Consider the following 12,357-nt stretch of genomic DNA (forward strand, 5'->3'; position numbering starts at 1 on the left):
AAAAAAGAGGGCGGGTAGCTTATAGAATCCCCTGTGCGGAATAAGGGATTTAAATGCGGATTAACATCTGTTCATGAAAAAAGAGAAGACAGGCCCGACGAACGCCGGACCTGAAGGAAGCTTACGCTAAAACGTATTTTTCAATAGCGAAGGCGACGCCATCATCGAGGTTCGATTTGGTAATGAAGTTCGCCGCTTCTTTGACCGCCGGAATGGCGTTATCCATCGCCACGCCGACGCCGGCAAATTCAATCATCGCGATATCATTTTCCTGATCGCCTATCGCCATAATCTCTTCCGGTTTGATACCCAGCGCATCGGCCAGCGACTTCACGCCGGTGCCTTTATTGACGCGTTTATCCAGTATTTCGAGAAAGTAAGGCGCGCTTTTCAGCACGGTGTACTTTTCTTTCACTTCCGCCGGGATACGGGCGATGGCCTTGTCGAGGATCGCCGGCTCATCGATCATCATTACCTTCAGCAGCTGGATCTCAGGGTCCATCTTTTCCGCTTCGCAGAACACCAGCGGGATGGTCGCCACATAGGATTCATGCACGGTGTAGTAGCTGATATCGCGATTCGCGGTATACAGCGTATTGCGATCGAGCGCGTGGAAGTGGGAGCCGACTTCGCGGGAGAGCTGTTCGAGGAAGCGATAGTCGTCATAGCTCAGCGCGGTTTGTGCGACGGTGCTGCCGTCCCCGGCTTTCTGCACCAGCGCGCCATTGTAGGTGATGCAGTAATCACCTGGCTGCTCCATATGCAGCTCTTTCAGATAGCTGTGGACACCCGCGTAAGGGCGGCCGGTGGTCAGCACCACGTTCACCCCTTTTTCACGGGCGGCGGCAATGGCGTTTTTAACGGCGGGAGAGATAGTGTGATCGGGCAGCAGCAGCGTGCCGTCCATATCAATTGCAATCAGTTTAATAGCCATAGGATCCCCGGGTAAGATGAGTCTTCCCTCATGCTAACGCGATTCCGCTCAAAAAACAGTAAAAGTGTCGGCCAGAAAGGGGGATGGAACCGCAGCAGAGGATTCCCCTTTTACTGGCAAAGAAAAGCCCGGTCGCGCTATGCGACCGGGCTCAGACATTCCGTTACCCCGGTCAAGCTCGCGCCGGGGGAACACACGGCTTAGATATCGATATTCGCCGCTTTCAGGGCGTTCTCTTCGATAAACGCGCGACGCGGTTCAACGGCATCACCCATCAGGGTAGTGAACAGCTGGTCGGCGGCAATCGCGTCCTTGACGGTCACGCGCAGCATACGGCGGCTGTCCGGATCCATGGTGGTCTCCCACAGCTGATCCGGGTTCATCTCGCCCAGACCTTTATAGCGCTGGATAGAGAGGCCGCGACGGGACTCTTTAACCAGCCAGTCCAGAGCCTGCTCAAAGCTGGCTACCGGCTGACGGCGTTCGCCGCGCTCGATGTAAGCATCTTCTTCCATCAGGCCGCGCAGTTTCTCGCCCAGGGTACAGATACGGCGATATTCCGGCCCCATAATGAACTCATTATCCAGCGGATAGTCGGTATCCACGCCGTGGGTACGAACGCGAATAACCGGTTCAAAATGCTGCAGCTCTTTGTTCTCATGGAGATCAAATTTCCACTGGCTGCCGTGCTGCTCTTTCTCATTCAGCTCGGAGACCAGAGTGTTCACCCAGCGGGTCACCTTCTGTTCGTCCGCCAGATCGGCCTCGGTCAGGGTCGGCTGATAGATAAGCTCTTTCAGCAGCGCTTTCGGGAAGCGGCGCTCCATGCGGCCAATCATTTTCTGGGTGGCGTTAAACTCAGCAACCAGTTTTTCCAGCGGTTCGCCCGCCAGCGCTGGTGCATTGGCGTTGGTATGCAGGGTGGCGCCGTCGAGGGCGATGGCAATCTGATACTGATCCATCGCTTCGTCGTCTTTAATATACTGTTCCTGCTTGCCTTTCTTCACTTTGTACAGCGGCGGCTGAGCAATATAGACATGGCCGCGCTCGACGATCTCCGGCATCTGACGATAGAAGAAGGTCAACAGCAGGGTACGAATGTGCGAGCCGTCGACGTCCGCATCGGTCATGATGATGATGCTGTGATAGCGCAGTTTGTCCGGGTTGTACTCATCGCGGCCGATGCCGCAGCCCAGAGCGGTGATCAGCGTGGCCACTTCCTGGGAAGAGAGCATCTTGTCGAAGCGGGCTTTCTCAACGTTGAGGATTTTGCCCTTCAGCGGCAGGATCGCCTGATTCTTGCGGTTACGCCCCTGCTTCGCAGAGCCGCCCGCGGAGTCCCCTTCCACCAGGTACAGTTCGGAGAGCGCCGGGTCGCGTTCCTGGCAGTCCGCCAGTTTGCCCGGCAGGCCAGCCAGATCCAGCGCGCCTTTACGGCGGGTCATCTCACGGGCACGACGCGCGGCTTCGCGCGCGCGCGCGGCGTCAATAATTTTGCCGACCACGATTTTCGCATCGGACGGATTTTCCAGCAGGTATTCGCTCAGCAGTTCGTTCATCTGCTGCTCAACCGCCGATTTCACCTCGGAGGAGACCAGCTTGTCTTTGGTCTGCGAGGAGAATTTCGGATCCGGCACTTTCACCGATACCACGGCAATCAGGCCTTCACGGGCGTCGTCGCCGGTGGCGCTGACTTTCGCTTTTTTGCTGTAGCCCTCTTTGTCCATGTAGGCGTTGAGGGTACGGGTCATCGCCGCGCGGAAGCCGGCAAGGTGAGTCCCCCCGTCACGCTGCGGAATGTTGTTGGTAAAGCAGTAAATGTTTTCCTGGAAGCCGTCGTTCCACTGCAGGGCCACTTCCACGCCGATACCGTCTTTTTCAGTAGAGAAATAGAAGATATTCGGGTGGATCGGCGTTTTGTTCTTGTTGAGATACTCAACGAACGCCTTGATGCCGCCTTCGTAGTGGAAATGATCTTCTTTGCCGTCGCGCTTATCGCGCAGGCGGATAGAAACCCCGGAGTTCAGGAACGACAGTTCGCGCAGGCGTTTCGCCAGGATATCGTATTCAAACTCGGTGACGTTGGTGAAGGTTTCCAGGCTCGGCCAGAAACGCACCATGGTGCCGGTTTTGTCGGTCTCGCCGGTCACGGCCAGCGGCGCCTGCGGCACACCGTGCTCATACATCTGCTTGTGCACTTTGTTATCGCGCTGGATAACCAGCTCCAGCTTCTGCGACAGGGCGTTAACCACCGAGACGCCCACGCCGTGCAGACCGCCGGAGACTTTATAGGAGTTATCATCGAATTTACCGCCAGCGTGCAGGACGGTCATGATAACTTCCGCTGCGGAGACGCCCTCTTCCGGGTGAATGCCGGTCGGGATGCCGCGGCCGTCATCCTGGACGGAGACGGAGTTATCGCTGTGGATGGTCACCACGATATCTTTGCAGTAACCCGCGAGCGCTTCGTCGATAGCGTTATCCACAACCTCGAATACCATGTGGTGCAGACCGGTGCCGTCATCCGTGTCGCCGATATACATACCCGGGCGCTTACGCACCGCATCCAGCCCTTTCAGGACTTTGATACTGGAGGAGTCATAAGAATTCGACATCAACGTTTCTCGCTCATTTAATCTTGGGTTAATCCGTTATTTTACCTTTTTCCACGCGGAACATCTTCGAATTTTTGTCCGACATGTCCATAACGTGCTCAGCGCTGATGGCGCTGACGAAAACCTGCGACTGCGTCGCTTTCAGGCGACTGGATAACAGACCGCGGCGGGCATCATCGAGTTCCGAGGCAAAATCATCTATCAGGTACAGGCAGCGCCGCCCGCTGACGCGGGTGAGGAACTCGCCCTGCGCCAGACGCAGGGCGCACATCAGCAGCTTAAGCTGCCCGCGCGACAAGGTATCTTCCACCGGCGCCCCGTCGGCGCGAATACGGAAATCCGCTTTATGCGGGCCGTGGGCGGTATAGGTTAACATTCTGTCACGCTCGAAATTCCGCTCCAGCACTTCAGCGTAGTCGGTCTCTTTTTCCCAGCCGCGCTGGAAGGAGAAAGAGAGCGAGAATTCCGGTAAAAATTGCTGACAGGTATCCGCCATGTCTTCGACGATAGCGGCGCTGTATTCGGCACGCCAGCGGCTGATCTGCTCCGCCAGCGGGATTAATTCCAGATCCCATGGCCGCAGCTGGGCATAACGGCTGACCTGACGCAGCGCGGCGTTGCGCTGCTTGACCAGGCGCTTCAGGTTGCTCCAGGCGGTGAAGAATCCGGCTTCGTTATGAAAGCATCCCCAGTCAAGGAATGCTCTTCTGTATTTGGGGCCGCCGTTGAGTAAAGTAAACCCCTCCGGCGTAATCAGCTGCATCGGCATCAGGTGCGCCAGCTCCGCCACTTTGTGGCCGTCGGTGCCGTCGATACGCACCTTGCTGTCGCCCTGTTTGTCTTTGGTCAGGCCGATGGCGGTTTCCCGCTCTTCGCCCTGCAGACGGCCATGCAGAACAAAGGCCTCCTGCTCGTGGCGGATCACCCGGCCAATTTGCAAACTGCGAAACGCCCGGCCATGGCCAAGCGTGTAGATGGCTTCCAGCACGCTGGTTTTGCCGCTGCCGTTCGCGCCAACCAGGAAGTTAAAGCCGGGAGATAAAGCGAGATCCGCATGTTCAATATTGCGGAAATCTTTGATAAGTAAGCGCGTCAGTGACATATCTGGGTTTCTTCGGGCCAGGGCGTAATCGGCGCAGCCAGTTTCAACGCGGACTGCGCGCAGACCCTGGAGCGTACACGAAGTACGTGACAGGGACGAGCACAGCCCAGGTTGAAAATGGCAAGTAAGATAGCCCGATATTTTCTATAAGCGCATAGGCATGACAACATAGGCTGCGCTTTGTGAAGCCGCATCCTCAATCTGCACGCTCGACACCGAATCCGTCAGCAGAATGCGCACATTCTCGCACTTCAGCGCGTTCAGCACATCCAGCACGTAGCTAACGTTGAAGCCAATCTCCATCTCCGTGCCGGCGTAGGTCACGTCCAGAATCTCTTCCGCTTCTTCCTGCTCCGGGTTATTGGCGGTGATTTTCAGCTGATTTTCGCTAACGTACAGCCGCACGCCGCGGAATTTCTCATTGGAGAGAATCGCCGCGCGGGCAAAAGCCTGCTTCAGAATATCGCAGCCCGCTTCGAGGTGTTTATCCGGATTTTTCGGCAGTACGCGGCGATAATCCGGGAAACGGCCATCAACCAGCTTCGAAGTGAAGATAAAATCGCCGACATGGGCGCGGATATTATTGCTGCCGATCTGCACGCGCAGCGGCGTATCACCGCCGTCGAGCATCCGCATCAGCTCAATCACCCCTTTACGCGGCACGATCACCGAATGGTTCGGCAGCGACGCTTCCAGCGGCATCGAACAGACCGCCAGACGGTGACCGTCGGTAGCGACGGTGCGCAGTTCGCTGCCTTCGGTTTCGAACAGCATACCGTTTAAGTAGTAACGAACATCCTGGTGCGCCATCGAGAACTGCGTCGCTTCGATCAGACGCTTCATGGTCGCCTGCGGCAGGGTAAATTCCACCTCGCTCTGCCAGTCGTCAAGATTCGGGAAGTCGGCAGCGGGCAGGGTCGACAGCGAGAAGCGGCTGCGGCCGGAACGTACCAGCATGCGATCGCCTTCCAGCTGCACCGCGATCTCCGCGCCTTCCGGCAGGCCGCGGCAGATATCAAAGAATTTACGCGCCGGAACGGTGGTGGCGCCCGCTTCGTGCGGCTGAACCAGCGCCACGCGCGCCACCATCTCCATTTCAAGATCGGTACCGGTCAGCGACAGCGCGCCGTCCGCGACCTGAAGCAGCAGGTTACCGAGAATGGGCAGCGTCGGACGACCACCTAACGGACCGCTCACCTGTTGCAGCGGTTTTAATAAATGTTCACGTTCTACGGTAAATTTCATAGCGTCACGAGGATAATGTTCTGATTAAATTGGAAAAATCTTCTTTAATGTCGTGGCTTTCTTCACGCAGCTGCTCAATCTTGCGGCAGGCGTGCAGCACGGTGGTATGGTCGCGGCCGCCAAACGCATCGCCGATTTCCGGCAGGCTGTGGTTGGTCAGCTCTTTGGCCAGCGCCATCGCCATCTGGCGAGGACGCGCCACCGAACGGGAGCGGCGTTTGGACAGCAGGTCCGCTACCTTAATCTTGTAGTACTCCGCCACCGTCTTTTGAATATTGTCGATGGTGACCAGTTTTTCCTGCAGCGCCAGCAGATCGCGCAGCGCTTCGCGCACGAAATCGATAGTGATCGCCCGGCCGGTGAAGTTGGCGTTGGCGATAACGCGGTTCAGCGCCCCCTCCAGTTCACGCACGTTTGAGCGCAGGCGCTTGGCAATAAAGAACGCCACTTCGCCCGGCAGGCGGATGTCGTTCTCATCGGCTTTTTTCATCAGGATCGCGACGCGGGTTTCCAGCTCCGGCGGCTCGATCGCCACCGTCAGCCCCCAGCCGAAGCGGGATTTCAGACGATCTTCAACGCCGTTGATCTCTTTGGGATAACGATCCGAGGTCAAAATGATCTGCTGATTACCTTCCAGCAAGGCGTTGAAGGTGTGGAAAAACTCTTCCTGGGATCGCTCTTTATTAGCGAAGAACTGAATGTCATCGATCAGCAGGGCGTCAACGGATCGGTAGTAGCGCTTAAACTCTTCGATGGCGTTGTTCTGCAGCGCTTTAACCATGTCCTGAACGAAACGCTCCGAGTGCATATAGACCACTTTGGCGTTCGGTTTACGCGCCACGATACCGTTCCCCACCGCGTGCAGCAGGTGGGTTTTACCCAGACCCGTTCCGCCGTAGAGGAACAGGGGGTTATAGGCGCCGCCCGGGTTATCCGCCACCTGACGCGCCGCCGCGCGGGCCAGCTGGTTAGATTTACCTTCGACGAAGTTATCAAACGTGTGTTTCACGTTAACGTTAGAACGGTAGGTCGGCTCCGCCGGCGCCGGGACATTATCCCAGCCAGGGCGCACGATCGTCGGCGCCACGCGCGCGGTCTGCACCTGCGCCGCCGGGATAGTCGCTGCGGCCGGGCTTACCGCCCCTTTCTGCAGCGAGCTGGCGGGCTTAGCTCCTACCTCAAAACGCAGCTGCGGGGCGTCCGCACCGCAAAAATCATTGAGGAGTCCATTGATATTATTGAGGTATTTGTCCCTTACCCAGTCGAGCACAAAACGGTTTGGCGCATACAGTGCCAGCGTGTTATCGCTCAGTTCCGCCTGCAATGGGCGGATCCACATGCTGAATTCTGTGGCTGGTAACTCATCCTGCAATCGGGCAAGACACTGCTGCCAAAGCGAAAGTGACACGGCGGACTCCACTCGAACATAAAATCGATATCAAAGAAAAACTGAAACAATCGTGATTGTTGGCACACGTCGACAAGACCCTGCATTAGCCGAAAAGCCCCTGCACAAAAGGGGTGACGTGCGAACCGCTATCTGCGGTTATTTCCCGCTGCGGATCCGGGGATCGCGATCGGGACCGGGGATCATAGCCTAAACTGAGAAAGAGATCTTGTGTTTCTCAACAGATTCTTCCCGATTTATCCACAGGAAGGATCGAAACCGGGTAAGTGTAATCGATCCTGGGAGGAGTGAAGCACGATTTCCGCCGCATATTGGAAAAATTAATGAGCTATGCCGCTTTTGGGCGGAAACGATCTAACAAAGATCCTTCAGGATCCTTGCGCTTTACTGGCCAGGCCGTATAATCCCCCACCCGGCGCGTAATGCCCGTTTTCGTCACGCGTCTCAGCTTATTTTTTGTGCGACGAGGTGCGAGAAATAAGGAAAGAGAATTGACTCCGGAGTGTACAATTATTACAATCCGGCCTCTTTAATCACCCACGCTGAGGCGTAAGTCGTTCGAAGTTCGTTCGGGTCTACGCAAAAGTCAGTGAATTTATTCAAGTTTAGGTAGAAATCGCCATGAAACGCACTTTTCAACCGTCTGTACTGAAGCGCAACCGTTCTCACGGCTTCCGTGCTCGTATGGCTACTAAAAATGGTCGTCAGGTTCTGGCACGTCGTCGTGCTAAAGGCCGCGCTCGTCTGACCGTTTCCAAGTAATAAAGCTAACCCTGCGTGGTTAAGCTCGCATTTCCCAGGGAGTTACGCTTGTTAACTCCCAGTCATTTCACTTTCGTCTTCCAGCAGCCACAACGGGCTGGCACGCCGCAAATCACCATCCTCGGCCGCCTGAATTCGCTGGGGCATCCCCGCATCGGTCTCACCGTCGCCAAGAAAAACGTGAAACGCGCACATGAACGCAATCGGATTAAACGTCTGACGCGTGAAAGTTTTCGTTTGCGTCAACATGAACTCCCGCCAATGGATTTCGTGGTGGTGGCGAAAAGAGGGGTTGCCGACCTCGATAACCGTGCTCTCTCGGAAGCGTTGGAAAAATTATGGCGCCGCCATTGTCGCCTGGCTCGCGGGTCCTGATCGGCCTGATTCGAGTTTATCAGCGCCTGATTAGTCCACTACTCGGGCCGCATTGCCGTTTCACCCCAACCTGTTCTCAATACGGAATTGAGGCCTTACGCAGGTTTGGAGTGATAAAAGGCAGTTGGTTGACGATGAAACGCGTATTAAAATGCCACCCTTTACACCCTGGTGGTGACGATCCCGTCCCGCCTGGACCATTTGATACCAGAGAACACTAACGATGGATTCGCAACGCAATCTTCTTATCATCGCTTTGTTGTTCGTGTCTTTCATGATCTGGCAAGCCTGGGAGCAGGACAAAAATCCGCAACCCCAGCAGCAGACCACGCAGACTACGACCACAGCAGCGGGTAGCGCCGCCGACCAGGGCGTACCGGCCAGTGGCCAGGGGAAACTGATTACGGTTAAAACTGATGTGCTTGATCTGACCATCAACACCCGCGGTGGTGATGTTGAGCAAGCGCTGCTTCCGGCTTACCCGAAAGCGCTGAAATCGACTGAACCGTTCCAGTTACTGGAAACTACGCCACAGTTTATCTACCAGGCGCAGAGCGGCTTAACCGGTCGTGACGGCCCGGATAACCCGGCTAACGGCCCGCGTCCGCTGTATAACGCTGATAAAGATGCGTATGTACTGGCTGATGGCCAGAACGAAATCGTTATTCCGCTGACCTATACCGACAAAGCCGGCAACGTCTTCACCAAGACCTTCACCCTGAAACGCGGTGATTATGCGGTGAACGTGGGTTATAGCGTGCAGAACGCCAGCGAGAAACCGCTGGAAGTCTCGACCTTCGGTCAGCTGAAGCAGACCGCCGCGCTGCCGTCCAGTCGCGATACGCAGACCGGCGGCCTGTCCACGATGCATACTTTCCGTGGCGCAGCGTTCTCCACCGCGGATTCGAAATACGAAAAATACAAATTCGATACCATCCTGGACAATGAAAACCTGAACGTCAGCACCAAAAACGGTTGGGTTGCCATGCTGCAGCAGTACTTCACCACCGCGTGGGTGCCGCAGAATAACGGGACGAATAACTTCTACACCGCCAACCTCGGCAACGGCATTGTCGCTATCGGCTATAAATCTCAGCCGGTACTGGTGCAGCCTGGTCAAACCGACAAACTGCAGAGCACGCTGTGGGTCGGCCCGGCGATTCAGGACAAAATGGCTGCCGTCGCGCCGCACCTGGATCTGACCGTCGACTACGGCTGGCTGTGGTTCATCTCCCAACCGCTGTTCAAGCTGCTGAAATTCATTCACGGCTTCCTCGGCAACTGGGGCTTCTCGATTATCGTCATCACCTTTATCGTTCGTGGCATCATGTACCCGCTGACCAAAGCGCAGTACACCTCCATGGCGAAGATGCGTATGCTGCAGCCGAAAATTCAGGCCATGCGCGAGCGTCTGGGCGACGATAAACAACGTCAAAGCCAGGAGATGATGGCGCTGTATAAAGCGGAAAAAGTGAACCCGCTGGGCGGCTGCTTCCCGCTGATTATCCAGATGCCGATCTTCCTTGCGCTGTACTACATGCTGAGCGCCTCGGTAGAACTGCGTCATGCGCCGTTTATCCTGTGGATCCACGATCTGTCTGCGCAAGACCCGTACTACATCCTGCCGATCATCATGGGCGCGACGATGTTCTTCATCCAGAAGATGTCGCCAACCACCGTGACCGACCCGATGCAGCAGAAGATCATGACCTTTATGCCGGTCATCTTCACGGTGTTCTTCCTGTGGTTCCCGTCTGGCCTGGTGGTGTACTACATCGTCAGCAACCTGGTGACCATTATCCAGCAGCAGCTGATTTACCGTGGTCTGGAGAAGCGTGGCCTGCATAGCCGCGAGAAGAAGAAATCCTGATACTCTTCATTCTTCAAGCCAACGCATCTGCGACCTGGATAATTTAGAGTAGTTACGGTAACGTTAATGCCAGAGAAGGCGGTCAATGGACCGCCTTTTTTACATCTACATAGAGAGTCACCATGAGCCATAACGACACTATCGTCGCCCAGGCAACCCCACCGGGACGCGGGGGTGTGGGCATCCTGCGTATCTCCGGCCTCAAAGCGCGCGACGTCGCGCAGGCGGTACTCGGCAAGCTGCCGAAGCCGCGCTATGCCGACTACCTGCCGTTCAACGACGTTGACGGTACGCCGCTGGATCAGGGGATTGCGCTGTGGTTCCCCGGGCCGAACTCCTTTACCGGGGAAGATGTGCTTGAGCTGCAGGGCCACGGCGGCCCGGTCATTCTTGACCTGCTGCTCAAACGTATTCTGACCCTGCCGGGCCTGCGCATCGCCAGACCGGGCGAATTCTCCGAGCGCGCGTTCCTTAACGACAAGCTCGACCTGGCGCAGGCAGAGGCCATCGCCGATCTTATCGACGCCAGCTCAGAACAGGCGGCGCGCTCGGCGCTGAACTCGCTGCAGGGGGCGTTCTCCGCGCGGGTGAACCACCTTGTGGAAGCGCTCACTCACCTGCGCATCTACGTGGAAGCGGCGATTGATTTTCCGGATGAAGAAATTGATTTCCTCTCCGACGGCAAAATTGAAGCCCAGCTGAACGAGGTGATGGCCGACCTCGACGCCGTCCGCGCCGAAGCCCGTCAGGGCAGTCTGCTGCGCGAAGGGATGAAAGTGGTGATCGCCGGGCGGCCAAATGCCGGTAAATCAAGCCTGCTGAACGCCCTGGCGGGCCGCGAAGCGGCGATCGTCACCGACATTGCGGGCACCACCCGCGATGTGCTGCGCGAGCATATCCATATCGACGGCATGCCGCTGCATATCATTGATACCGCGGGCCTGCGCGACGCCAATGACGAAGTGGAGCGTATCGGCATCGAGCGCGCCTGGCAGGAGATTGCGCAGGCTGACCGGGTGCTGTTTATGGTCGATGGCACCACCACCAGCGCCGTTGACCCGGCGGAGATCTGGCCAGATTTTATCGAGCGTCTGCCCGCTAAACTGCCGATTACCGTGGTGCGAAATAAAGCCGATGTTACCGGCGAAGCGCTGGGTATCAGCGAAGTAAATGGCCACTCACTGATCCGCCTGTCGGCACGCACCGGCGAAGGCGTCGAGGTGCTGCGTAATCACCTCAAGCAGAGCATGGGCTTCGATACCAATATGGAAGGCGGCTTCCTCGCCCGCCGTCGCCATCTGCAGGCGCTGGAAGAGGCGGCGAACCATCTGCGGCAGGGCAAAGCCCAGCTGCTGGGCGCCTGGGCCGGCGAGCTGCTGGCGGAAGAGCTGCGTCTCGCGCAGCAGGCGCTGAGCGAGATCACCGGGGAGTTCACTTCCGACGACCTGCTGGGCCGCATCTTCTCCAGCTTCTGTATCGGCAAATAACGTTTAGTCCGTAAACGTTCACTCACCCGCATTAGCGCCGCGTTAATGCGGGTTTTTTCTTGCCCTTTGCGGCGCAACGTTCTCTACTTTTATCTCCCCCTAACCACGAGACTAAAGCATGACCGTTGAATATACCGTGATCGAGAAGGTGCCCTCCGCCGAAGCGTTTTGCCACCTGCGGGTGGTAGCGGGCATGTCGCCGCGCCCCGTAGAAGGCGCCAGAGCCGGGCTGCCGCAAAGCTGTTATGGCGTACATATCCTCTGGCAGGAGACGCCGATCGCCATGGGGCGCATCGTCGGCGACGGCGCGATTAATTTCGACATTGTCGACGTCGCCGTCGATCCGGCTCACCAGGGAAAGGGCCTTGGCCGGCTGGTGATGGAGAAGCTGGTCGCCTGGCTGGATGCGAACGCCTTTGACGGCGCCTACGTTACGCTTGTGGCGGATGTTCCGGAGCTGTACGCGAAGTTTGGCTTCGAAAGCGTTCGGCCGGAAAGCGAAGGGATGGCCCGCGTCTGGCGACGCCGGGGCCGCTAGTTCGCGTTTCCTGCCAGGAAA

General features: G+C 57.0%; 11 protein-coding genes. 6 read left to right on the plus strand and 5 right to left on the minus strand.

What is annotated here, in order from left to right; all coding sequences use genetic code 11:
• Positions 1–121: 121 nt before the first annotated feature.
• From yidA to dnaA, 5 genes are all read right to left on the minus strand, one after another.
• Positions 122–934: a sugar-phosphatase gene (yidA, locus tag AC6CWS_RS03610; protein WP_023291455.1), complete on the minus strand. Its 813-nt coding sequence runs from the start codon at positions 932–934 to the stop codon at positions 122–124.
• Between the two features lie 200 nt (positions 935–1,134).
• Positions 1,135–3,549 carry a DNA topoisomerase (ATP-hydrolyzing) subunit B gene (gene gyrB / locus AC6CWS_RS03615; RefSeq protein ID WP_004202281.1) on the minus strand — a complete coding sequence of 805 codons (2,415 nt, stop codon included), beginning with the start codon at positions 3,547–3,549 and terminating at the stop codon, positions 1,135–1,137.
• 28 nt (positions 3,550–3,577) lie between these two features.
• On the minus strand, positions 3,578–4,651 hold the full coding sequence (recF, locus tag AC6CWS_RS03620; protein WP_023291459.1) for a DNA replication/repair protein RecF: 1,074 nt from the start codon (positions 4,649–4,651) through the stop codon (positions 3,578–3,580).
• A 144-nt stretch (positions 4,652–4,795) separates the two neighbouring features.
• On the minus strand, positions 4,796–5,896 hold the full coding sequence (gene dnaN, locus AC6CWS_RS03625; RefSeq protein WP_004145090.1) for a DNA polymerase III subunit beta: 1,101 nt from the start codon (positions 5,894–5,896) through the stop codon (positions 4,796–4,798).
• Between the two features lie 4 nt (positions 5,897–5,900).
• Positions 5,901–7,304 (minus strand): chromosomal replication initiator protein DnaA, encoded by a 1,404-nt coding sequence (gene dnaA / locus AC6CWS_RS03630; protein WP_017899658.1) that lies wholly within the window; start codon positions 7,302–7,304, stop codon positions 5,901–5,903.
• Positions 7,305–7,925: 621 nt separating this feature from the next.
• Between dnaA and rpmH the strand changes: the two genes are divergently transcribed.
• The 6 genes from rpmH to AC6CWS_RS03660 all read left to right on the plus strand — a co-directional run bounded on the left by rpmH (position 7,926) and on the right by AC6CWS_RS03660 (position 12,336).
• On the plus strand, positions 7,926–8,066 hold the full coding sequence (gene rpmH / locus AC6CWS_RS03635; RefSeq protein WP_000831330.1) for a 50S ribosomal protein L34: 141 nt from the start codon (positions 7,926–7,928) through the stop codon (positions 8,064–8,066).
• A 15-nt stretch (positions 8,067–8,081) separates the two neighbouring features.
• Complete coding sequence (rnpA, locus tag AC6CWS_RS03640) at positions 8,082–8,441, plus strand: ribonuclease P protein component (protein ID WP_004151535.1); 360 nt, start codon at positions 8,082–8,084, stop codon at positions 8,439–8,441.
• Positions 8,405–8,662, plus strand: coding sequence for a membrane protein insertion efficiency factor YidD (gene yidD, locus AC6CWS_RS03645; RefSeq protein WP_004151536.1), 258 nt, complete (start codon positions 8,405–8,407; stop codon positions 8,660–8,662). The genes rnpA and yidD overlap by 37 nt, the downstream gene beginning before the upstream one ends.
• A 2-nt stretch (positions 8,663–8,664) precedes the next feature.
• Positions 8,665–10,311 carry a membrane protein insertase YidC gene (gene yidC / locus AC6CWS_RS03650; protein ID WP_023291460.1) on the plus strand — a complete coding sequence of 549 codons (1,647 nt, stop codon included), beginning with the start codon at positions 8,665–8,667 and terminating at the stop codon, positions 10,309–10,311.
• 122 nt (positions 10,312–10,433) lie between these two features.
• A complete protein-coding gene (gene mnmE, locus AC6CWS_RS03655; RefSeq protein ID WP_065883537.1) occupies positions 10,434–11,798 on the plus strand; it encodes a tRNA uridine-5-carboxymethylaminomethyl(34) synthesis GTPase MnmE in 1,365 nt (454 codons plus the stop codon).
• A gap of 118 nt (positions 11,799–11,916) precedes the next feature.
• Complete coding sequence (locus tag AC6CWS_RS03660) at positions 11,917–12,336, plus strand: GNAT family N-acetyltransferase (protein WP_023291462.1); 420 nt, start codon at positions 11,917–11,919, stop codon at positions 12,334–12,336.
• The last annotated feature ends 21 nt before the right edge of the window (positions 12,337–12,357 follow it).

It is taken from the genome of Klebsiella sp. M041 (assembly GCF_059759695.1).

Excerpts from the sequence above, each read along its gene's own strand:
- yidA (WP_023291455.1), bottom strand. The coding sequence starts at position 934 with ATGGCTATTAAACTGATTGCAATTGATATGGACGGCACGCTGCTGCTG.
- gyrB (WP_004202281.1), bottom strand. The coding sequence starts at position 3,549 with ATGTCGAATTCTTATGACTCCTCCAGTATCAAAGTCCTGAAAGGGCTG.
- recF (WP_023291459.1), bottom strand. The coding sequence starts at position 4,651 with ATGTCACTGACGCGCTTACTTATCAAAGATTTCCGCAATATTGAACAT.
- dnaN (WP_004145090.1), bottom strand. The coding sequence starts at position 5,896 with ATGAAATTTACCGTAGAACGTGAACATTTATTAAAACCGCTGCAACAG.
- rpmH (WP_000831330.1), top strand. The coding sequence starts at position 7,926 with ATGAAACGCACTTTTCAACCGTCTGTACTGAAGCGCAACCGTTCTCAC.
- yidD (WP_004151536.1), top strand. The coding sequence starts at position 8,405 with ATGGCGCCGCCATTGTCGCCTGGCTCGCGGGTCCTGATCGGCCTGATT.
- yidC (WP_023291460.1), top strand. The coding sequence starts at position 8,665 with ATGGATTCGCAACGCAATCTTCTTATCATCGCTTTGTTGTTCGTGTCT.
- mnmE (WP_065883537.1), top strand. The coding sequence starts at position 10,434 with ATGAGCCATAACGACACTATCGTCGCCCAGGCAACCCCACCGGGACGC.
- AC6CWS_RS03660 (WP_023291462.1), top strand. The coding sequence starts at position 11,917 with ATGACCGTTGAATATACCGTGATCGAGAAGGTGCCCTCCGCCGAAGCG.